Origin of the sequence: Streptomyces sp. CG 926 (assembly GCF_003148825.1) — a bacterium.
Lineage (GTDB): Bacteria > Actinomycetota > Actinomycetes > Streptomycetales > Streptomycetaceae > Streptomyces.
The window spans coordinates 292325-313304 of the sequence record NZ_QGGZ01000010.1; the positions used below are offsets into that span (position 1 = coordinate 292325).

Consider the following 20980-nt stretch of genomic DNA (forward strand, 5'->3'; position numbering starts at 1 on the left):
CCGGACACCCCCTGGAGCCATCAGTCGCGCTCTCCCGCCCTCTCGACCGCCCCGCGCCGCAGGCACAGCGCGGCCGGGACGACCGCGGCGGCCACCGCCACGGCCGCGCACGCGCCGAACGTCGCCGCTAGGGCGTCCCACGGGACCACCAGGCCGCTGCGGACGTGCAGGAGGCCCAGCGCCGCCCGGACCCCGGCCAGGTTCAGGGCGGCGACCAGGGTGCCGGCGCTCGCGCCGACGAGGACGACCAGCAGGGACTCCCCCGCCACCAGGCGCAGGACCTGCCCCCGGGTGGCGCCGGCCAGACGCAGCACCGCGAGGTCGCGGGCCCGGTCGGAGGTGGCCATGACCAGGGTGCCGGCGAGCGCGATGCCCGTGTAGAGCAGGGCGATCCCGAGGACCAGCAGGAGGCCCGTCCGGGTGGTACGTCGGGTCCCGGGCCGGTTCTCGGCCATCCACCGGTCGGCGGTGAGCACGCGGCCGCCTGCGGGCCGGGCGGCCTCAGCCAGCGCGGCGCCGACCGCCCGGCCGTCGGCGCCGGGGGCGAGGCGTACGTCGATCCGGTCCACCGTCGCGCCGGGGGCGTTCGCGGGGGTGACGTAGGCGCCGTTGCCACCGGTGCCGATGCTCATCACGGCGGCGATCCGCAGGGCCTTGCGGGTGCCGTCGCCGAGCCACACCTCGACGGTGGATCCCACGGTGTGCCGCTCCCATTCCTCGGTGACGATGACGGAGTCGTCGTCGAGATCGGTGACCGAGCCCGCCGTGAGGGGCAGTCGGGCGGTCCGGGCCAGCGCGGCGGGGTCCACGGCGCGGGCGTCGGAGCGGATCAGCGCCGTTCCCTCCTCCTGTACATGGACGGCGGTCGCGGCCGTCGCGGAGATCTCCGTCCCGGGTACGGCCCGGATCCGCTCGATCGTGGCCGGATCGAACCCGCCGGGGCCGGCCGTGATCACGTGGTCGGCCGTGGTCCGCTGCCGGATCTCGGCGGCCTTGGCCTCGTTCAGCGTGGCGGTGGTGCCCAGCAGGGATCCGGCGAGCGCCACGGTGACCAGGACGGGCGCGGCGACGGCCCCGGTACGGCGGACGCCGGCGGCCGCGTTCTCCCGGATCAGCATCCCGCTGGCGCCGGGCAGCCGGGCGGGGAGCCAGGCGATCAGCCGGACCAGCGGCCGCACGAGCAGCGGCGACAGCAGTGCGAAGGCGACGATGAAGAGCATCGGGCGGCTGATGTACGTCTTGCGGTGGAGCAGGTCGGACGGGTCGGTGAGCAGGGCGTGGGCGAGGGTGACGAGGCCGGCCAGTAGCAGTGCGGCGCCCAGGAGCAGGCGCCCCGGGGTCATGCTCCGCGTCTCGAACGCGGCTTCGCGCAGCGCCTCGGTGGGGGCGACCCGGCCCGCCCGCCAGGAGGCGGCGACGACTCCGGCGAGGGCGACGAGCAGACCGGCCCAGAAGGCGGCGTGGTAGGGCCAGGTGGCGTCGCCGAGGGTGAACCAGCGGGGGGCGAGGTCCTCGTCCACCAGGTACGAGACGAACACGGGCGCCCCGTACGCCCCGAGCAGGCAGCCCGTGGCGGAGGCGGCCACGCCGAGCAGCAAGGCCTCGGCGACCACCGTGCGGCGGATCTGCCCCGGGGTGGCGCCGGCCGTGCGCAGCAGGGCGAACTCCTTGCGGCGTCGGGCGACCGCGAAGGCGAAGGTGGAGGCGACGACGAACACCGAGACGAAGCCGGTGACGCCACCCGCGGTGCCGAGCAGGGCGTTCACGGCGAGCAGGGCTTCGCGCTCGCGCTCGGGGTCGGGGTCGGCGTGCCGGCGGTCCCGGCCCGTCAGGACCCGTACCTCCGACTCCTGGCCCGGGAGCGCCCGTACGGCGTCCGGCGCGGTGTCCCGCATGGCGTCCCGCACTGCATCCCGCACGGCGGTCGGGTCGGCGACGACGACGAGCTGGTCGATGGCGGGCGAGAGCCGGGCGGCCCGGGCATCGGTCCAGAAGACGGCGTCCTCGAAGCCGCGGTCGGCGACCGTGCCGACCACGGTGACGGGTCCGTGGTCGGTGCCGATCCGGGCGCCGGTCCGAGCCCAACCGGTGGTGACGACCTCGTCGTCGGAGCGCGGGACGCGGCCCGTGTCGAGGGTGTACGGGGCGAAGGCGGCGACCGACCAGGGGTGGCCGACCAGGTCCTTCGGCCCGCCCTCGGCGCGGACGGGGAAGGACCGGTCCTCGGTGGTCGGGCCGAGGGACGCGAGCCGCCGGGCGAGTTCGGGGGTGACGGGTCCGGGATGGGCGAGCTTGCCGGTGCGCTCCCCGCCCGGGACGGGGACGCGCAGCACGTCGTCGCCCTTGACGACGACAGGGGCCTGGGGGAATCGCTCCGGGAGGCGCTGCGGGGCGTCCAGGGTGGCGGCGAGGCCGAGTCCCATGGTGGTGATCAGGCCGACGCCGAGGGCCAGGGCGACGAAGCTTCCGACGAAGGTGACCCAGCGGGCGCGGGCGGTGCGCAGGGCGATGGTCAGCACGGCGCCGCCTCCAGCGCGGTCATGCGGGCGGCGATGTCCTGGGCGGGCGCGCCCAGCAGTTCGCCGTTCGGCCGGCCGTCGGCGAGGAAGACCACGCGGTCCGCGTAGGAGGCGGCCACGGGATCGTGGGTGACCATGACGACGGTCTGCTGTTCGGTGTCGACCATGGACCGGAGCAGGGTGAGCACCTCGCGGCCGGTCCGTGAGTCCAGGGCGCCGGTGGGTTCGTCGCCGAAGAGCACCTCGGGGCGGGTGATCAGGGCGCGGGCCAGGGCCACGCGCTGCTGCTGCCCGCCGGACAGCTGCGCGGGCCGGTGCCGGGCCCGGTCGCCGAGGCCCACCCGGGCGAGGGCCTCGCGCACCTCCGTCTCGGCGGGGCGGCGACCGGCCAACCGGAGCGGCAGGGCGACGTTCTGTTCGGCCGTCAGGGCGGGCAGCAGGTTGAAGGCCTGGAAGACGAAGCCGATGCGGTCGCGGCGCAGCAGGGTCAGCCCGCGCTCGCCGAGGCCGCCGAGTTCGATTCCGCCCACGCGCACACTGCCGGAGGTGGGCCGGTCCAGTCCGGCCGCGCACTGCAGCAGGGTGGACTTGCCGGAGCCGGAAGGGCCCATGACCGCGGTGAAAGTGCCCCGGGGGAGGTCGAGACAGACCCGGTCGAGGGCGGTGACGGCCCGGTCGCCGGTGCCGAAGACCCGGGTGACGTCCTTGAGTTGGATCGCGTCGTTCTCCATGCCCCCAGCCAACCCTCGCAGGCGGCGCGGCACAGCAGGCCCAGGCTGTGTCCTGGGGGTGGGGCCGGCCCTACCCCCACAGGGGGTCCGGACCCCGTCCCGGCAGATCACAGCCGTGGTGCGGCACGTTTCGGGGACGTGTCCCGGTCGGTGTTCGGCCGATTCGGCGGCTCGCTCCCACACAGGTCAGCCCACTCGCATGGCTGCGGTCTGCAGTCATTCGTACACGATCGGTGACGAAAAATGGCGGTGCGAACGGGCGTTCACGGTTCGGTTCGGCAAGACTGCGTCCGCTATCCGAAACACCAACCCAAGGGAGTGTTCGAAATGCGGTCCATCGCAAAGGGTCTCGGGCTCGGTTCCGCCGCCATGGCGCTCACCGCGCTCACCGCACTGGCCTGGCCGGGTACGGCCGGAGCCGCGCCGACCGGTACGGAGAGCCTCTACGCCCCGTCCGCTCTGGTGCTCAGTGTGACGGCCGGGCCCGATGCCCAGGTGGGCACGGTCCTGCGCGCCGTGACCCTCGTCTGTTCGCCGACGCCCGGCGGGACGCACCCCAACCCGGTCGCGGCGTGCGCCGAGTTACGCGCCAACGGCTCGCGGCTCGACCCGCTCGCCGCGCCGGCCGCCGGCGCCGCCTGTACCAGGGAGTGGAACCCGATGACGGTGACGGCCGTCGGCGTGTGGCAGGGCCGCCGGCTCACCTACACGTACACCTTCGCCAACCCGTGCGGCCTGCGGAACACCTCCGGCACGCTGTTCGGCTTCTGACCCCCTGTGAAGCTCCGGACCGGGCGACGCCGTGCGACCGCCGTCCGGCCCGGCTCACAGCGGGTTGCCGCCGTCCATGTTGAGGGCGTGCCCGGGCCGGAAGAACCGCTTCGCGAAGAAGTGCCCGCGCTCCGCGGCCATCCGGAACCACGGCTCGGACGCCTCCAGGCCGTCCCGCTGCTCCACGAGCCGTCCCATCTCCCACATCGCCTCCACGTCCCCCAACTCCACCGCGGCGCGCAGCAGCCGCTCGGCCTCGGTGAAGTCGTCCAGCAGCTTCTGCCGCATCGCGAGGGCGCGCATCGCGCGGGTGTTCCCGGCGGCCGCCGCGGCCTCGGCCTGCTCCAGGGAGGCGAACCTGCGGCGGTTCCGCCGCCATCGGAGCAGCAGGAAGAGGATGCCGACACCCCAGACCACCCAGCTCGCGGTGATCATGCCTTCGCTGTCGTTGATCGAGCCCAGAATGCTGAGCACGGCGGCGACGAGCAGCAGCAGATAGGTCATGACGTTCCCCCCGGAACGGCGCGGCAGCGGTCGGGCCGACCGTGCCCAGGACCGATCAACCGTCAACACGGCCGGATCCTTACCCCAGTTCGAGACTGGTCACCCCGAAGAGTTCCGTCAGGGCGAGATCCGGTGTCGGGCCCGTGTACATGCGGGCGGTCTCGAAGGCCGGTGCCAGGCCGAGGTGTTCGAAGAGCGCGCCGGCCGCCGGGTTGGCATCCGGTACGTCCACGGACACCAGCCCGTCGGGGGTGTGCCGGGCCAGCCGCAGTACCAGGGCCGCCGCCACCGCCGGGGTGGCCGCGTAGAGGGGGCCGATCCGGTGGGCGGCGCTGGACGGACGGATCACCCCGAGGCCCTCGATCCGGCCGTCCCGGACGGCGGCCAGGGCGGTGCGGCCGGGCAACCCGGTCCAGGCGGACAGGAAGGCGTCCCGCGACGCGGGGAAGAACCGCCGGTCGTAGGCGGCGAGCCGACCGAAGGGCAGGGTGCCCGCGTCCACGATCTCGACCTCGCCGTCGGCTTCTCCTTCGCCCTGCGGGACGCCTTCGTAGCGGAAGTTGTTCCAAGCCGAACGGAATCCGGATTTACGGTAGTTGTCCTGCTGGTCGACGACTCCGTCCAGGCCCACGAGCCGCCCGTCGAGCCGTTCCATCCCGGCGTGCCACAGTCGGATGCCGTAGCCCTGGCCGCGGACGGCGGGCCGGGCGATGTAGAAGCCGATGAAGCCGAAGCCTCCGCCGTACCGCACGGCGGAGATGCAGGCCACCGGCTCGCCGTCCAGCCGCCCGACGAGGAAGCCCTCCGGGTCGGCGACCGCGAAGGCGAACCGGTCCGAGTCCCCCGGGTTCCAGCCCTCCTCGTCGGCCCAGTCGCGGATCAGCTTCATGTCGGCGGCGCTCGCGCCGGCGATCTCGAATCCCGTCATGCCGGTGTTGTACCAGACGGGGAAGGTGTCCGTAGGAGTGCCCGATCAGCCGTCAGGAGGCTGGTGAAGGCCACCTGGTCGGCCTCCCGGTGGAGGTCGCTGACCTGCCCGTCCCCTACTTCGACGACCCGCCAGACCCCGTCCGCGCGCAGGGCGAGGTCGGTGGTCACGAAGGGGCAGCCCAGCGCCTCGACGGCCGCCCGGACCGGTTCGAGCGCCGGCTCGAACGCTTGCGGGACCTCGGCGACCGGACTGTCGGGGTGGGCCGTGACCAGCCGGGGCACCCCGTCCCGCCACCACACCCGCACCTCGGCGGCCGATCCCTGCGGGATGACGAAGTGCTCGAAGGCCCTCAGTACCACCCCGCCCGTCAGGAACTCGCCCTGCAGTTCGACGAAGCGGGCCACGACGCGGTGCAGGGCGGCCGGGTCGCCGAGGTCGGGCACGTAGCAGGCTTCGTCCCACTCGTGCTTGCGGGACTTCACGTAGTCCTTGACGACGGCGGCTCCCGGCGGCAGGCCGGCCGCGAGGGCCCCGAGCCCCTCCGCGTCCGGGACCACGCCCGGCCCCACCGGCAACCAGCCGCTGACCGGGGTCAGTCCGGCGAAGGTCTCGTACCAGCCGGGGAGTTCGTGCGCGCGGCGGTACGCCTCCGGGGTGACCACGAGCTCGCCACCGCGCCGGCGCAGGGCCGCGTCCAGGGCGGCGTACCGACCGGCGGGGATCATCCAGCCCCGGTACCAGACGGCTCCGGTCCCCTCGGGAACGCGTGCGACCGCCCGCTCCGCGTCCCCGGCGAGCAGCGCGTCGTGGTCGATGAGCAGGACGGTGCCCCCGGCGGCACGCAACTGCCGGGCTTCCGCCGCGAAGTGGGCGTCGGCCCGGCGCTCGTTCAACGGGTCGCGGCAGTGCAGGACGGTGGTGGTCGCGGTTGTCGTAGCCATGCGCCCACCCTATGAACGGTCCCGTCGATCACCGTACGAATTTCAGCCCGCGCAGATCACGTCGTCGAGCCGGATGGGGTCGGAGTCGAGACGCACGTACGCGGTGAAGGTGTCCGTGTTGCCGGCGGCCCACCGGGTGGTCACGGTGGCCCAGCCCACCGAAGCGGCCTTGGCGACGGTGACCGGGCCGATGCTGATCTCCTGCGGCTCCTCGTGGGAGCAGAGCAGGACGTCGACCTCCTCGTTGACCTGCTGTCTCTCCTTGAGGATCTGCGAGATCCGGGTCTCCCGGTCCTGCGCGGAGGGACCGTGGTCACCGTAGAAGCCGCTGAGGAAGTCGCCGATCTGGGCAGCGGTGTGCCCCCTCCCCGCGAGGGCGGCGGACGCGGCGAGGGCGGGAACGGACGGCATGACCGGCAGCACGAGCAGGGTCAGCAGCAGGGCACCGAGACGGTACGGCTTGAGCATCATGTCCGGTCTTGTACCCGCCACGCCGGTGGATCGGGAGGGCGGGGCCCGGATCTCACTCCTGTGGGGGGCGGGATTCACCGCAGAAACGACCCTCCGGCCGGTGCGCGGAAATCCGCTCGCGGGCGGCCCGCACCCGTACGTAGGGTCGATGCATGGGGAAGCCACTTGTCGCAGTGTTCAGCGGGGCCGGAATGTCCACCGACTCCGGAATTCCGGATTACCGGGGGCCCCAAGGCCTGTGGCGGCGGGAACCCGATGCCGAGAAGCTCGTGACCTACGAGTACTACATGGCCGATCCGCAGATCCGGCGCCGCTCCTGGCTGATGCGCGCCGAGCTCGGCGCGCTCGGAGCACGCCCGAACGCCGCGCACCTGGCCGTGGCGGAGTTGGAGCGCGGTGGCACCCCGGTACGAGTGATCACCCAGAACGTGGACGGGCTGCACCAGCTCGCCGGGATGCCCGACCGCAAGGTGTTCGAGCTGCACGGCAGCGCCCGGTCGGTGGTGTGCACGGCCTGCCACGCCCGGACGGGGATGGACGAGGCGCTGGCCAGGGTGGCCGCCGGAGAGCCGGATCCCGCCTGCCTGGTGTGCGGCGGGATCCTCAAGTCGGCGACCGTGATGTTCGGCCAGCGGCTCGACCCCGAGGTGCTGGGGCAGGCGATGGCCGTGGCCAAGGGCTGCCAGGTCTTCATCGCCGTCGGGTCGACCCTGCAGGTGCAGCCCGCCGCGTCGCTCGCCGGGATGGCCGCGGAGGCCGGGGCCCGGCTGATCATCGTGAACGCGGAGGAGACCCCGTACGATCCGCTCGCCGACGAGATCGTCCGCGAGCCGATCGGCACCGCCCTGCCGGCCCTGCTGGCCCGGTTCGCCGCGTCCTGACGCGCCCCCGGGGCCGGGGCCGGCCCGGTCGTGACCCGGCCCGCGTCCGACCGTGCCCTACCCCTCGTCCGCCGCCCGGCGCATCTCTCCCACGTCCAGCTTCTTCATGCGCATCATGGCGGCGGTGGCCCGGGCGGCGCGCGCGGGGTCCGGGTCGGCGATCAGGTCGATGGCGCCCGGCGGGATGACCTGCCAGGACACCCCGAACCTGTCCTTGACCCAGCCGCAGACCCCCTCCTCGCCGCCGCCACCGGTCAGCGCGTCCCAGTAGTAGTCCGCCTCCGCCTCGTCGGCGCAGCGGATCTGGAAGGAGATCGCCTCGGTGAAGGGGAACTGGGGGCCGCCGTTGAGGCCGATGAACTGCTGGCCGTTGATCTCGAACTCCACGACCATCACCGCGTCGGCCGGGCCGGGGCCCGCCTCCGTGTAGCGGCCGATCCGGCCGATCTTGCCGTCCTTGAAGACGGACAGGTAGTAGTCGGCGGCCGCTTCCGCGTTGCCGTCGAACCACAGACACGTGGTGAATCCGTTGCCGCTCATCTTTGCCTCCGGGCCGGTGACGGGGACGGTGGACACCGTCCCTCACATACAGACCGGCCCCGGACCCGAAATTCATCGGTGGGTCCGGGGCCGGTCCGTGTGCAGCCGGTAATTCGCCCGTTCGGCCTACTTGGCGGGCTCCGCGCCCATCGCGAGCATGCGCTCGACGACGCGCTCGGTGGCGCTGCCGTCGTCCAGGTCGCAGAACTCGGCGCGGAAGGCCGCCCGTGCCTCGGCGTACTCCGCCCCGAGCGCGTCCGCGTTGCGCACGGCCTCGATCAGGCTCGCCGAGTCCGCCAGCAGCGGTCCCGGCGCCTTCGTCTCCAGGTCGAAGTTGAAGCCGCGCAGCGTGCCGCGGTAGTGCTCCAGGTCGTACGTGAAGAGCAGGATCGGCCGGTCGGTGTGCGCGAAGTCGAACATCGCGGAGGAGTAGTCCGAGATCAGTACGTCGGCGACCAGCAGCAGGTCGGTCGCGTCGGGCCAGCGGGACACGTCGACGACGAATCCGTCGCGGACGCCGTCGCGGACCTGCTCCGTCACGTGGCGGTGGCTACGGATCAGCAGGACGTGGTCCTCGCCCAGCTCACGGCGGGCCTGGTCCAGGTCGATCCGCAGGTCGAGCTTGTAGCCGCCCGAGAAGCCCTCGTTGTTCTCGCGCCACGTGGGCATGTAGAGGACGACCTTCTTGCCCTCGGGCAGGCCGAGCCGGCGGCGGACCTCGACGATCCGCTGCGCGTCGGGCCGCACCAGGGCGTCCGTGCGCGGGCTGCCGGCCTCGATGACCTCGCCGTCGTAGCCGAGAGCGCGCTTGAGGAGGGGCGTGGCGTAGGAGCTCGGGGAGGCGAGCAGGGTCCACTGGGCGCTGTCGTGCTCCAGCCCCTCCAGGATCTCCGGGCTCGTGTAGTAGTCGTGCACGAAGTCGTGGCCGATCTGCTTGATCGGCGTCCCGTGCCAGGTCTGTACGACGACCTGGCCGGCGCGGCGCTCGAAGCGCTGCGGCACGTTGTCGTTGGTCACGAAGTAACGGGCGCGGGCCAGCACCTCCCACGACTCCACGCTGTTGTACTGGACGGCGCGGGCGGTCTTCGGGACCTCGGTCTGGCCGTCGCGGACCAGCCAGATGTGCTCCAGCTTCTCCCCGCGGCGCACGAGTTCCTCGTGGATGGCGCGCGGTGAGTCGCCGGAGCCCTGCCCGTGGTGGGTGTCGTAGACGACGACGTCCTTGACCGGCAGGGCGCGCTGCGCGGGGTAGGTCTCGAAGCGGGCGACGCGCTGCGCGTAGTTGGAGCGGTCGTGCGGGCTGATCAGCGGGTCGGCGACCAGCACCATGCGGTCGTGGAAGCGGGTCTCGACCCGCATCCGGCGGCCCTGCACGGTGAGCGGGTGCGGACCGGCGAACAGCAGGCCGGGGGCCATCTGTACGGGGGCGCCGCGGTCGACACCGAGCAGTCCGGCGGTGGTTCCGCCCTGGGCGGCCGGGCGCAGCGTCGGCCACCAGCGGCCCTCGGGGAGCGGGATGCGGCCGGCGTACGCCTCGGGGAGCATGGGCCGGAATTCCGCCTCGAAGGCGTCGCCGTCACGGGTGACGGGGTAGCTGTACTCCACGCCGTTCGCGTTGTGCAGGACGAGTTCGTACGACTCGTCGGTCGGCGCGACGAAGCGGCCCCGCAGGGTGAGGGTGCCGTCCTCGGCGATGACCTCGTCCACCAGCGGCGGGGAGGGCTGCACGGAGAGGGTCAGGTGGCCGGTGTTCCCGCGCTTGGCGAACAGGGCGCGGTCCGCGTCCTCGCCGGGCAGGGGCAGGACCAGGCCGTCGAAGCCGCCGCGCTCGTCGTGGACCATGCGGTGCTCGGTGCCGTCGGGGCCGATGACCGAGAGGCTCCAGGGCTCCGGGGTCCACTCGCCGGGCTTGCACTCGGCGTCCGGTACGGCGGCCAGGTCGGCCAGCGGTACGCGGGCGGTGAACGAGGCCCGGCCGGCGCCGGACGCGGCGGTCTCCAGCGGGAAGGAGAGGACGGTGCCGGTGGTGACGTGGACGGCCTGCAGGGCGGTGGAGCCGACGGCCTCGGCGGAGAGTTCGCCGGTGATCTCGACGGCGTCGTCACCCGCGGCGTGGGCGTCCAGGGCGCGGGCGCGTGCGATCTCCACCTGGATGGTGAGGGCGCCGGAGACGACCGGGACGATCCGGACGTCGGGGGCCACCCAGTGCGGGGGCGGGTTCTGGCCGGTGTCGCTCTCCCCGCCCCGCAGGCGGGCGCGGTGCAGCCCGCCGGCTCCGGTGACGGCGATCGACGTGGTCCATATGCCCTGGTTCCACTTGCCGCCCGACTGGAACATCGAGGGGTCGACGACGGCGGTGAAGCCGGCCCAGTCGGCGTGCCGCAGGGCGAGGTGCGGGGCATTCACCGTGGCCATCGGGGAGGCGACGGTACGGGTGCTGACGACGGAGCGGCGGCGCTTGCCCCCCTCACGGAAGACCAGCGCCTTGCGGGAACCGAGGCGGCTCTCCGCACCGAGGTGGCCGGGGAGGGCGTAGCCGCGCAGGAGCAGCTTGCCGTCGACCCAGGCCGCCTGCTCCAGGCGGCTGACGACGCGGCGCTCGCGCGGGCCGAGGGTGAGGATCTTGGCCGGCACCGGCGGACGGCCGTGCAGGAAGGGGTAGTCCGCCTGCGGACGGGCGAGGCCCTTGACCGGCACGCTGTAGCTGTAGTCGCGCTGGTGGTCCTGGAGCGCGATGAAGTCCTCGACGCGACCCTCGCCGGCGAGGTACGCCTTGAGCCGGTCGGCGACGGTCAGGTCGGACCAGGGGCCGGTGCCGATCTCGCGGACGAGACCGCCGACCTCCTTGACGAACGCGGCGCGGAAGTCGGGGCCGCCCTCACCGACGTACTTGTAGATGAGCGGGAGTTCCTCGCTCAGCACGTTGTAGTCGTAGTCCCGCAGGTAACGGACGTACTTGGCGCCCTGCTTGGCCTTGAGGGACTCACGGACCAGGCGTACGGACTTCACGCGGTCGATGAGGGAGATCGGGTCGGTGGAGCGCTGGGTGATGGAGCGCTCGCCGGTCTCGCGCACACGCCAGTGGTAGACGCAGTCGCTGATGATGTCGACGCTGGAGGCGAAGTAGTGTGCGGGGATGCTGACCGGGGCGTCCTCGTAGAGGATGCCCTCCGGGTACTGGAAGCCGTGCTCGTCCCAGAAGCTGCGCCGGTACACCTTGTTCCACGCGGTGCGGTCGGTGACCAGCGCCGGGAACTTCGAGATGTGGGTCTTCAGCTGGGTGCGGGCGAAAGCGGCGCGGTGTCCCCAGGACTGCTGCATGCCGACGGAACGGAAGCGCTTCACGTTGCCGCCCGCGAAGTCCGAACCCGTCTCGTCGAGCGCGTCGATGAGCCGCTGGTAGGCGTAGTCGGGCATCGTGTCGTCACTGTCGACGAAGGCCAGGTATTCGCTGTCCTTGTCGGCGTGGCGGGCACCCACGTTACGGGCCGCACCGAGGCCTGCGTTGTCCTGCATCACGACGCGGAAGCGCTTGTCCTTGGCGGCGAACGCCTTGGCTATGACGGCGCTGGTGTCCGTGGACCCGTCGTCCACGAGGATGGCCTCGAAGTCTGCGAAGGTCTGGGATGCGATGGACTCCAGGCACTCGTCGAGATACAGCTCAACGTTGTAGACGGGGACGACGATACTCAGGCGCGGCGGCATGGGTGGCGGTTTCTCCAGCGTTTTATGCTTTGTCGATGATCAGCTGCTCACAGCATCCTACTCTGTAACAGAGTCATAAACTCCACCCATATGGGGCATACGAAGCCAACCGCCAAGGCGGACGGCAAAGAATTCAGCCGTCCGCCACTTCGGCGATGCGGTGGGAAGCGGCCCGCCCGTGCCCCGTAGGGCCGGTCAGACCTCCAGGTCGGCCTCGATCTTCTTCAGTTGATGGCGGGCCATCGCGAGATTGGCCCGCTTCTTGTCGAGGGCCAGGTAAAGGAAGAAGCCCGTGGAACCGCGGCTCTTCATCAGTCGGATCAGGTGGTACTGGCCGCCGAGCGTGATGAGGATGTCCTCGATCTCGTCCTTGAGGCCGAGCATCTCCATCGTGCGGACCTTGGCGCGCACCACGTCCGTGTTGCCCGCCGCCGCGACCGCCAGGTCGAGGTCCTTGCCGCCCCCGATGGTGCCGAGGGCCATGCCACTGCCGTAGTCGACGAGCGCGGCACCGATGGCGCCTTCGATGGTGGTGGTGGCTTCCTTGAGCGCGGTCTCCACATTGACCATGAGAGGGTCCTCTTTCTCGTTTCACTGGTGACTGGGATGTGAGGGGAACGTGACTGGCTGTAGTGGGATGTGGCTGTGCTGGAACGCACCGGACATGTCGGGCTCGGCCGCCGGTGGGAACGCGCATCACCCGGGTGGGGCTCCGGGGCCCCGCCGCCCGAGGGTGTGGTCGATCAGTTCGGCTATCCGGAGACTGGAACGCCGGGCCTCCAGGTGGAGGCGCCCGACGTTGACGCGCGGCTCGGCGGTCAGGGTGAGGACCGCCGCCAGGCCGGCCGCGTAGGTCGCGACGTACCCGTCCTCACCGCGCACCAGCAGTTCGCGGAACGCGCCCTGGCCGGTGCAGTCGCTGAGCCGCTGGGCCACCCCGAGGGCGGCGGCGGTCAACGCCGCGACGGACTCGGCCTCGGCGGCCGCGCTGTCCTGGGCGAGCACGAATCCGTCGGCGCTCGCGGCGAGGGCGCCGGTGAGCTGAGGTACCCGGGCCCGCAACCTGCGGAGCTCGGCGAGTATCTCGGCCTCCGCCTCGGGGGGCACCGTACTCATGTCGGCCTTACTCCTTTCGGGCTGCCTACGCTCGGAGCGGTCGGCGCGCAGGGCCGGTCGCAGCGGGAGCCTCACAGACTTGCCTCCAGTGCGTCGCGTAACCGGCGGAGCAGCGCCACGTCCGGGGATTGGGCCTCGGTCATCCAGTCGGGCAGGGGTGCCACGGCCGGTGGCGGGGCCGGGGTGTGCGGGGTGTCGACCAGTCCGGCCGCCGCGAGGCGCCGTACGTCGAGCAGGGTGTGGAAGGCGGGCCGGCCCAGGACCCACGCGAGGTCGGCCGGCGTGCGCAGGCCGTCGGCCTGGCCCAACAGGGTCCGTTGTCGGGCGGTGATCGTCTGGCCGGGCGCGGCCGCCCGGGGGACGACCGGGGAGGTGTCGAGCAGGGGGTACGGCCAGACCGCGTCGAGCAGGTCCCGGCGGCGCCGGGTCTCCCGTTCGACGGCGGCCGCGGGGACGGAGCGGACCGAGCCGATCCAGTGGGTGGCTCCGCGGCGGAAGCGGGAGGGCCCGCTGCCCGGGGAGAGGGCGAAGAAGGCGGCGTCGAATATGGCGGCGAGGTGGCATATCTCCAGCTCACCGCCGGCGAGCCCGCCGCTGTCGACGAGGAAGCGCGCGACCTGGCGACGGGCACCGGCCCGGTCCACGGCCTCGCGCCAGCGTTCGGGGGCGAGGCCACCACCGGTGGTGAGCAGTACGTCGAGTCCGGGCGTGGCCGGGCTCTCCGCGTGAACGATGCGACCGTCCTCCAGGAAGAGGGTGCCGCGGTCGCGGAGCAGGGCGCCGGTGGCGCGCTCCGCGGCGAGTCGGGTGAGAAGGGGGGAGACGGCGGCGAAGGCATGGGGGGCCGTGGCGGTGGCCGGGGAGGTCATCTCAGTACCAGCCCCTCGGCCAGGGCACGGAGCCTGTGGCGCGCGAGGGCGAGATTGCCGTCGGCGCGGTCGAGCCACAGGTGCAGGAATACGCTGCTGTCGAAGCTCGTCTCGACGAAGCGCAGTACGTGGTATCCAGTCCGGGTGGTGACGATCAGATCCTCGACGGGCGGGCCGGCCGGTAAGCCGACGGACGGACCGGCGGAGGGAACGGCTCCGCCACCGTGTGTCGGGTCGGACGCCGCCGGGGCGAAGGACTCGTACTCGGCGGCCGCCCGGGCCAGTTCGGCGGTCTCGGCGGCGGTGGTCTCGTGGTCGCCCACGGGCGACTCCCCCGCGGTGCCGAGGGCCAGTCCGCTGCTCCAGTCGACCAGCGCGGCCCCCCGCGCACCAGGCAGGGCCATGGCTTCGAGCAGGCATTCGTCGATCCCGGGCACGCGGGCTCCCCTCCCGGCCGGACGTGCGGGGTGCACGGTTCGTACGGCGCGACAGGAGGGAACTTACTCAAGTTCCACTGTACGAAAGGGCGTTCTGGCATTTTCCGCTGGAACATGCCAGGAAGGGTGCGAGAGCTTGGCCGGAACGCGTCGGAATTTGATCACGAAGCGAGCGGAAGATCGTCCGCAAGGCGAAAAGACCCTCCCTCGCGCTGCACATAACCCTCATGGCTGAGGGTGCGCAGCAGGTGGTAGACCGTGGGCAGCGGGATCCCGGTGAGCCGGGCGAGCCGTTTCGCCGTCACCCCGCCTTCCGCGGACATCGCCTCCAGGAGGCGCAGTGCGCGCTGCACGGAGCCGATGAGGGTGGGTGTGCTGTCCTTCTGACTGTGGTCGGTGCCCATGTCTGGTCCCCCTGCTCCGGTACGAGGCCTGGCAAACCCATCAAAGTGGCTCACCGGGCGCAAAACCAGCGGACTCGCGTAAACCTGAGCATAAGATCACCGCCGCTCGCCTAGCGCGTACAGGTGACGTACGCCGGGAGCGGGGTGTCCGCGATCAGCCGGCGGGGCAGCGACAGGCCGAAGCGGCGTTCCACGACGGCGAGGGTGTGGCGGTCCCGGTCCGCGTCCGGTTCGCCGGGCGGGCGGGCGCACGCGCCGTCCGGGGTGAGGATCCCGGCCGCGATCAGCTCCGGGAGCAGGAAGTCCGGCCGGTGGCCGCCGCGCCAGCACTCCTCGCCGAGGCCGAAGCAGGAGACCAGCTCGCCGTCCCGGGCGTACGCGAACTGCTTGGGCGGATGATCGGGCTGCGGGTCGAGGTGGACGGCCTCGACGCCGCCCCGGGAGACCTCGGCGAGCCGTTCGGCGCCGGCCGGCAGACCGTGTTCGACGGCGAAGGACCAGCCGCCCCACCGGCCGACCCGGGCCACGCCGTCACCGTCCGCGGTCTCGGTGACCATGCTCCAGGCGTCGAGGGCGCCCAGCGGCCCGGGGTGCACGCCCGGCAGTGCGCCGAGCCGCGCGGCGAGTTCGTCGGGGCCTATGCCCCGGGCGAAGGTCAGACCGGCGAACCACTGGTCCCAGTCGGCCAGCCACCGGATTCCGTCCGCCACGTCCTCTGCGATGTCCGCCATGTCCGCACTCCCCACGGTTTCCCCACCCCGCCGGTGCCTGTTCACCGGCACGATAGTCAGTCCGCGGGCTTCTCCGGGAGGAGGCGCTCGACCATCGTCCGAATGAGCCCCTGCGCCGGGTGCGCCTCCAGCATCGCGGGCGCGGTCAGGTCGTCCACGATCAGGCCGAGCATGGCCAGGTACATCAGCACGACGCCCTGCCGGTCCCCGGGCAGGCCCGCGTCCAGGTGCCACCTGATGTTGGCCTCCAGTTCCAGGCCCTGGAAGGAGGCGAGCTCCGTCTGGAGTTCGGGGCGCCGGGTGCCCTCCAGCCGCAGTTCCATCATGGCGATGTGCACACTGCGCTCGCGCCGCATCCGGTCCAGGAGCCGGGTGAGCAGGACCTCGGTGTCCGGCGGGCCGACCAGGTCCGCCGGATCGGGGACCAGCCGCTCGCGGGTGCGGTGCAGGATCTGTACGAGCAGCTGGGAGCGGTTGGCGAAGTAGTTCGAGGCGGTGCCCGTGGGCACACCCGCCTCGGCGTCCACCGCGCGCAGGGTCAGGCCGCGCGAGCCCTCGCGCGCCAGGACTTCGATGGCGGCGTCGAGCAGTGCGGCGCGGCGCTGCGGGTTCTGGCGCAAGGGCGGGTCCCTGGGTGTGGGTGGGGCACGTCGGGTGAGCACTGCAGGTGCAGTGCTTCGCACACGGTAGCGGACGTGCCCGGTCCGGACCCTCCCCACCGCCCCCTCACCCGTGTCAGGCTGCGCGTCATGGAGCGGATCATCGAGGAGATACGCGAGGACCTGTCCCGCCGGCTCGCCGTGGCGGCGGACCGGCTCGCCGACCGGACGCTGGCCGAGGACCCCGCCTACGCCGCCCTGCTGGGCCGGGCCGAGCTGCGCGAGCGGATCCACGACACCCTCCACCAGGCCGTCGAGGGGCTGCTCCGCGGTGCCCGGGGTCTGCCGGTGGAGCTCGCCGGCGCCCGGGCCGTCGGGGCGCTCCGGGCCGAGCAGGGCCTGCCGCTCGCCTCCCTGCTGCGCACCCACCGCCGCGGCGGCCTGCTGCTCTGGCAGAGCCTCACCGATGCCGTGACCGCGCACGACCGGGCGGCGCTGCCCGCTCTGTTGCCGGGCGCGTCCGTACTGTGGGACGTGGTGGACCAGATGACGGACGCCATGACCGAGTCGTACCGCCGGACGGAGACCGCGCACGGCGACCGGGACCGGGAGCGCCGGGCCGCGCTGCTGGACGTGCTGCTCGCAGGCGCGGAGGGGCCGTCGGCGACGGAGGAGGCGGCCGCGGCTGCCGCTGCGCAGCTGGGGCTGCCGGAGCGGGGCCGCTTCACGGTGGTCGTGCTGGCCGCCGAGGGATCCGGCGCCCCGCCCGCCCCATCGGCCGCGCCCACCCCGGCCCCAGGATCCGGGGTCGCCTCCTCGCCACGGGTGTTGTGGCGCTTTCGCGCCGACGGGGAGGTCGGCCTGGTGGAGCTGGGCCACCATCCGCTGGAGTCCGTACGGGACCTGCTCGCGCCGCTCGGGGTGCGCGCCGGGGTCGGCCCGGTCGTGACGGCGCCGGCCGAACTGGCTCGGGCGCACCGACTGGCCGCCCTGGCGTTGCGCACCGCCCCCGAGTCGGAGGGCCCGCGTACCGCGCTGTTGGACGAACGGCTGCCGGCGGCGCTGGTCGCGGCCCAGGCCGAACTCGCCGGCCGGCTGCGTCAGGTGGTGCTGGGTCCGGTGCTCGCACTGCCCGCGGAGGACCGGCGGACCCTGCTGACCACGCTGGGGACCTGGCTGGCCTGTCAGGGTTCGACCACGGACGCCGCGCAGCGGCTGTACTGCCACCGCAACACGGTCTCCAACCGGCTGCGGCGCGTGGAGCAGCTCACCGGCCGCTCGTTGTCCGACCCCCGACACGTGGTGGAGCTGGCGCTGGCGCACGCGGCGGTGCTGCAGCGCGTCGAGGCGGAATCGGTCATGCGTCCCGCTGCTCCGGGCTCGCGGACCGGGCGGACCGGGCGGACCTCGCGGACTCCAGGAGGTACGGCACGTCGATCACCGCGACGCCCGGTGTGAAGAGCAGTCGCGCCTTCAGCCGCAGGGCGTTCTGGTTGTGCAGGGGCTGCTCCCACCAGTGACCGACCACGTACTCCGGGATCACCACCGACAGCATGTCCGTCCCGGGCGCGGCGGCCAGTTCCTCGACGTGGGCCATGATCGGGCCCACCACCTCCCGGTACGGCGAGTGCAGGATCCGCAGTGGCAGGCCCGTGTCGTGCCTGGCCCAGGCCTCGCGCAGCCGGGTCGCCTCCTGCTCGTCCGCGGCGACGGTGACCGCCGTCAGGGTGTCGGGGCGCAGCCCCTGCGCGTAGCCGATGGCCTTGAGCGTGGGCGCGTGGACGGCGGCGACCAGGACCAGGACGTGGTGGCGGGCGGGCCGGCGCGGGCCGGCGTCGGGGGCGATGGCGACCTGCCGGGCGACCTGGTCGTAGTGGCGGCGGACGCCCTTCATGCCGAGGAAGAGCAGGGGCATGGCGATGACGACCAGCCAGGCGCCGTGGGTGAACTTGGTGAGCAGCACGATGACCAGGACCAGGGCGGTCAGCGCGGCGCCGACGGCGTTGATGGCGAGCCTGCGGTGGATGTGGATCCGCTCCTCGCGCGGGGTGGCGGGCGAGGCGAGCACCTTCTTCCAGTGCCGGACCATGCCCGACTGGGAGAGGGTGAACGAGACGAAGACGCCGATGATGTAGAGCTGGATGAGGCGGGTCAGTTCGGCGTCGAAGGCCACGATGAGGGCGATGGCGGCGAGCGCGAGCAGGACGACGCCGTTGGAGTAGACGAGCCGGTCGCCGCGGTTGAAGAGCTGGCGGGGCGCGTACCGGTCCTTGGCCAGGATCGAGGCGAGCATCGGGAAGCCGTTGAAGGCGGTGTTCGCGGCGAGGATCAGGACGCCCGCGGTGACGGCCTGGAGCAGGTAGAAGAGGAAGTGCCAGCTGCCGAAGGTGGCGCGGCCGATCTGGGCGAGGGCGGTGGAGGTCGGGGTGCCCGGGGGCAGGCCCAGTTCGGTGGGGTCGGCCGCGACGTGCACCTGGTACGACATGGCCAGGGCGGTGATGCCGACGAACATGGTCACCGAGAGCACGCCCATCGCGGCGAGCGTGGTCGCGGCGTTCGTCGCCTTGGGCTTGCGGAAGGCGGGGACGCCGTTGCTGATGGCCTCGACGCCCGTGAGGGCGGTGCACCCGGAGGCGAAGGCGCGCATCGTGAGGAACACCAGGGCGAGTCCGGTGTAGGTGTCGACCGGGGTGATCGGGAGGTCGGCGGACTCGGCGCGGATGGTGGCGCCGGTCCCGAGCCGTACGGCGGCGACGGCGAACATGAGGTAGATGACGAGGACGAAGCCGTAGGTGGGGATGGCGAAGACCCGACCCGACTCCCGTACGCCGCGCAGGTTCATGAGGGTCAGCAGCACCACGAAGGCGACGGACAGGACCACTTCGTGGTCGCTGAGCGAGGGGACGGCCGAGGTGATGGCGGAGACGCCGGAGACGATGGAGACGGCGACCGTCATCACGTAGTCGACGAGCAGGGCACTGGCGGCGGTGAGCGCGGCGGTCTGCCCGAGGTTCTCGGAGCTGACGACGTAGGCGCCGCCCCCGCCCGGGTAGGCGTGGCAGGTCTGCCGGTACGAGGCGACGACGACGATGAGCAGGAAGACGATGGCGGCGGCCGCGTACCAGGTGAGGTGCAGCAGGGCGACGCCGCCGAGGGCGAGGATCAGCAGGATCTCCTCGGTGGCGTAGGCCACGGAGGAGAGCGGGTCGCTGCAGAAGATCGGCAGGGCGAGTCTTTTGGGCAGCAGGGTCTCGCCCAGGCGGGCCGTGTCGAGGGGTTCGCCGACCAGCATGCGTTTCGCATTGATACGCCTCATTCGGGCATGATCGTGCATTTCATTCGCCGATCACCCCTTCTGGGGCTTGTGTCACCTCGCGAGGTCCTCCGCGAGACCCTCCGCCCGGTGCGCGAGCCACAGGTCGTACCGCGCGCTCGGGGACTGCAGCAGGGAGCGCTCCAGGAGCGCCTCGATCCGGGTCAGCCGCTTGCGGGCGCCGGGGACGGAGACGCCCATGGCGGCCGCTGCCGGGCCGAGTTGGGCGTCGTGCGCCAGCCAGACGCGCACGGTGTCGCGGGCCCCCGCCGGAGCGTCCGGCCCGGTGAGCCCGCTCAGATGGCCACGGGCCCAGTCGGTCAGGCGCGGATCGCTCAGCACCTCGTCCAGGCCGGGAGCGCCGGCGGGCTCCGGATCCGTGCCGCTCGCCCGTCCCGCGCCCGGGGTCAGCCGCAGGGCCAGGGAGAGCGCCGCCTGATCGGGCAGGCGGGCCAGGTCCAGACCGAGCAGCACCTCGATCAGGCGGAGCCGGGCGGCGAGGGTGTTGCGGTGGATCCTCAGCAGCCGGGTGGCGTGCGAGGCGAAGTTCAGCCAGGCCTCGGCGGTGGCGCGCAGCTCCTGCCCGCCCGGGTCCTGGGGGCGCCGGGGCTCGTACGTGTGCAGGGGAGCGAGCAGGGTCCCGGCCCAGTCGGCCCCCGCCTCGTGCGCGGCGAGCGCCAGCTCGGGGCCCGGCCCGAACCGGGCGTGCCGTTCCGGCCTGCCCCGGGCGACGGCCAGCGCGTGGAAGGCCTGGGTGTAGGCGACCGGGGCCTCGCTCAGGCACATCTCCCCGCTGACCCCGACCGTGCAGTCCGGGGCCGCCTCCACCAGTGCGCCGGCCAGGGGGCGGCCCGCGGCGGGGCCGGCGGCGGGGCCGACCGGGGCGAGCACGATGAGGTGGCGCACGTAGACCGGGCAGCGCACGATCCAGGCCCGGCCACCCGTCAGTTCCCGGCACAGCGCGCCCACTTCGGCGAGCCGGCCGGCCGGGCACTCGACGACGTACAGGCGCAGCGGGTCGGGCAGCGTGGGGCCCAGGGCCCCGGCGATCTGGTGGGCGGTGGGGAGCAGGCCGCTCATCAGCAGGCGCAGGACGGCCTCGCGGGTCCGCAGCTCGGCGCGCCGGACCCGCTCCGCACGCCGTTCGGCCTCCTCGGCACGTAGGACGAGGGCCAGCGGCACGGCGGCGTCCGCGAGCAGTGCGGTCACGCCCGGGTGGGGCGGCTGCTCCAGTACGGCGGCCAGTACGGCGGCCGGCGCGCGCGGGCCGTCGAGCGCGAACAGCAGTGTCGCGCGGTCACCGTCGTGCAGGACCGCCGACCGTACCCCGCGGGCGGTCAGCTCGGCGGCGCCGCGTACGGCGGCCTCCGGCACCCGCCCGTGCTCCGCCTCGGAGTCCACCACCCCGACCCAACCGCCGAGGTGGGCGGCGAGCCATTCCAGGAGCGCGGCAGATCCCCCGGCCTGGGCGAGCCGGTGCACCTTGAGGACGTCGTCGGACCGGGACACGGCGGCAT

20 protein-coding genes are annotated in these 20980 nt (G+C 72.9%); 3 read left to right on the top strand and 17 right to left on the bottom strand.

Annotation, left to right across the window (positions count from 1 at the left end; all coding sequences use genetic code 11):
* Positions 1–20: 20 nt before the first annotated feature.
* Complete coding sequence (locus BCL76_RS26555; RefSeq protein ID WP_109781900.1) at positions 21–2519, bottom strand: ABC transporter permease; 2499 nt, start codon at positions 2517–2519, stop codon at positions 21–23.
* Complete coding sequence (locus BCL76_RS26560) at positions 2513–3250, bottom strand: ABC transporter ATP-binding protein (protein WP_109781901.1); 738 nt, start codon at positions 3248–3250, stop codon at positions 2513–2515. The genes BCL76_RS26555 and BCL76_RS26560 overlap by 7 nt, the downstream gene beginning before the upstream one ends.
* A gap of 327 nt (positions 3251–3577) precedes the next feature.
* On the opposite strand from BCL76_RS26560, the gene BCL76_RS26565 reads away from it, so the two are divergent.
* The gene (locus BCL76_RS26565; protein ID WP_258309917.1) at positions 3578–4021 is read left to right on the top strand and encodes a subtilase-type protease inhibitor; all 444 of its coding nucleotides are present in this window, start codon (positions 3578–3580) and stop codon (positions 4019–4021) included.
* Between the two features lie 54 nt (positions 4022–4075).
* Here the strand turns inward: BCL76_RS26565 and BCL76_RS26570 are convergent, their stop codons facing one another.
* From BCL76_RS26570 to BCL76_RS26585, 4 genes are all read right to left on the bottom strand, one after another.
* A complete protein-coding gene (locus tag BCL76_RS26570) occupies positions 4076–4525 on the bottom strand; it encodes a sel1 repeat family protein (RefSeq protein WP_109781902.1) in 450 nt (149 codons plus the stop codon).
* A gap of 79 nt (positions 4526–4604) precedes the next feature.
* Positions 4605–5453, bottom strand: a complete 849-nt coding sequence (locus BCL76_RS26575; RefSeq protein WP_109781903.1) for a GNAT family N-acetyltransferase — start codon at positions 5451–5453, stop codon at positions 4605–4607.
* Entirely contained in the window at positions 5450–6397 is a 948-nt protein-coding gene (locus BCL76_RS26580) for an ATP-grasp domain-containing protein (protein ID WP_109781904.1), read from the bottom strand. Before BCL76_RS26580 ends, BCL76_RS26575 begins: the two co-directional genes overlap by 4 nt.
* A gap of 42 nt (positions 6398–6439) precedes the next feature.
* Positions 6440–6868 carry a hypothetical protein gene (locus BCL76_RS26585; RefSeq protein ID WP_109781905.1) on the bottom strand — a complete coding sequence of 143 codons (429 nt, stop codon included), beginning with the start codon at positions 6866–6868 and terminating at the stop codon, positions 6440–6442.
* 152 nt (positions 6869–7020) lie between these two features.
* Here BCL76_RS26585 and BCL76_RS26590 point away from each other — a divergent pair, with 152 nt between their 5' ends.
* A complete protein-coding gene (locus tag BCL76_RS26590) occupies positions 7021–7749 on the top strand; it encodes an SIR2 family NAD-dependent protein deacylase (protein WP_109781906.1) in 729 nt (242 codons plus the stop codon).
* A gap of 57 nt (positions 7750–7806) precedes the next feature.
* On the opposite strand, the gene BCL76_RS26595 is transcribed toward BCL76_RS26590, so the two are convergent.
* The 9 genes from BCL76_RS26595 to BCL76_RS26635 all read right to left on the bottom strand — a co-directional run bounded on the left by BCL76_RS26595 (position 7807) and on the right by BCL76_RS26635 (position 16171).
* Positions 7807–8289 carry a VOC family protein gene (locus BCL76_RS26595; protein WP_109781907.1) on the bottom strand — a complete coding sequence of 161 codons (483 nt, stop codon included), beginning with the start codon at positions 8287–8289 and terminating at the stop codon, positions 7807–7809.
* 126 nt (positions 8290–8415) lie between these two features.
* Positions 8416–11994: a bifunctional glycosyltransferase/CDP-glycerol:glycerophosphate glycerophosphotransferase gene (locus tag BCL76_RS26600; RefSeq protein WP_109781908.1), complete on the bottom strand. Its 3579-nt coding sequence runs from the start codon at positions 11992–11994 to the stop codon at positions 8416–8418.
* A gap of 195 nt (positions 11995–12189) precedes the next feature.
* Positions 12190–12564 (bottom strand): hypothetical protein, encoded by a 375-nt coding sequence (locus BCL76_RS26605; protein ID WP_030758398.1) that lies wholly within the window; start codon positions 12562–12564, stop codon positions 12190–12192.
* Between the two features lie 126 nt (positions 12565–12690).
* Positions 12691–13110 carry a roadblock/LC7 domain-containing protein gene (locus tag BCL76_RS26610; RefSeq protein ID WP_109781909.1) on the bottom strand — a complete coding sequence of 140 codons (420 nt, stop codon included), beginning with the start codon at positions 13108–13110 and terminating at the stop codon, positions 12691–12693.
* A gap of 71 nt (positions 13111–13181) precedes the next feature.
* Positions 13182–13979 (bottom strand): hypothetical protein, encoded by a 798-nt coding sequence (locus BCL76_RS26615; RefSeq protein WP_109781910.1) that lies wholly within the window; start codon positions 13977–13979, stop codon positions 13182–13184.
* On the bottom strand, positions 13976–14416 hold the full coding sequence (locus tag BCL76_RS26620; RefSeq protein ID WP_109781911.1) for a hypothetical protein: 441 nt from the start codon (positions 14414–14416) through the stop codon (positions 13976–13978). Before BCL76_RS26620 ends, BCL76_RS26615 begins: the two co-directional genes overlap by 4 nt.
* 161 nt (positions 14417–14577) lie before the next feature.
* Positions 14578–14820, bottom strand: a complete 243-nt coding sequence (locus BCL76_RS26625) for a helix-turn-helix domain-containing protein (RefSeq protein ID WP_030723034.1) — start codon at positions 14818–14820, stop codon at positions 14578–14580.
* Positions 14821–14930: 110 nt separating this feature from the next.
* Positions 14931–15551 (bottom strand): DUF6461 domain-containing protein, encoded by a 621-nt coding sequence (locus tag BCL76_RS26630; RefSeq protein ID WP_258309918.1) that lies wholly within the window; start codon positions 15549–15551, stop codon positions 14931–14933.
* Positions 15552–15607: 56 nt separating this feature from the next.
* Positions 15608–16171 (bottom strand): TetR/AcrR family transcriptional regulator, encoded by a 564-nt coding sequence (locus BCL76_RS26635; protein WP_109781912.1) that lies wholly within the window; start codon positions 16169–16171, stop codon positions 15608–15610.
* A gap of 129 nt (positions 16172–16300) precedes the next feature.
* Between BCL76_RS26635 and BCL76_RS26640 the strand changes: the two genes are divergently transcribed.
* Positions 16301–17608, top strand: a complete 1308-nt coding sequence (locus BCL76_RS26640) for a helix-turn-helix domain-containing protein (protein WP_146228430.1) — start codon at positions 16301–16303, stop codon at positions 17606–17608.
* Here BCL76_RS26640 and BCL76_RS26645 read toward each other — a convergent pair.
* Together BCL76_RS26645 and BCL76_RS26650 are read right to left on the bottom strand one after the other, a co-directional pair.
* Positions 17508–19466, bottom strand: coding sequence for an APC family permease (locus tag BCL76_RS26645; RefSeq protein WP_258309919.1), 1959 nt, complete (start codon positions 19464–19466; stop codon positions 17508–17510). The two genes, BCL76_RS26640 and BCL76_RS26645, sit on opposite strands and share 101 nt — an antisense overlap.
* 51 nt (positions 19467–19517) lie before the next feature.
* Positions 19518–20972 carry a PucR family transcriptional regulator gene (locus BCL76_RS26650; protein WP_258309920.1) on the bottom strand — a complete coding sequence of 485 codons (1455 nt, stop codon included), beginning with the start codon at positions 20970–20972 and terminating at the stop codon, positions 19518–19520.
* Between the last annotated feature and the right edge of the window lie 8 nt (positions 20973–20980).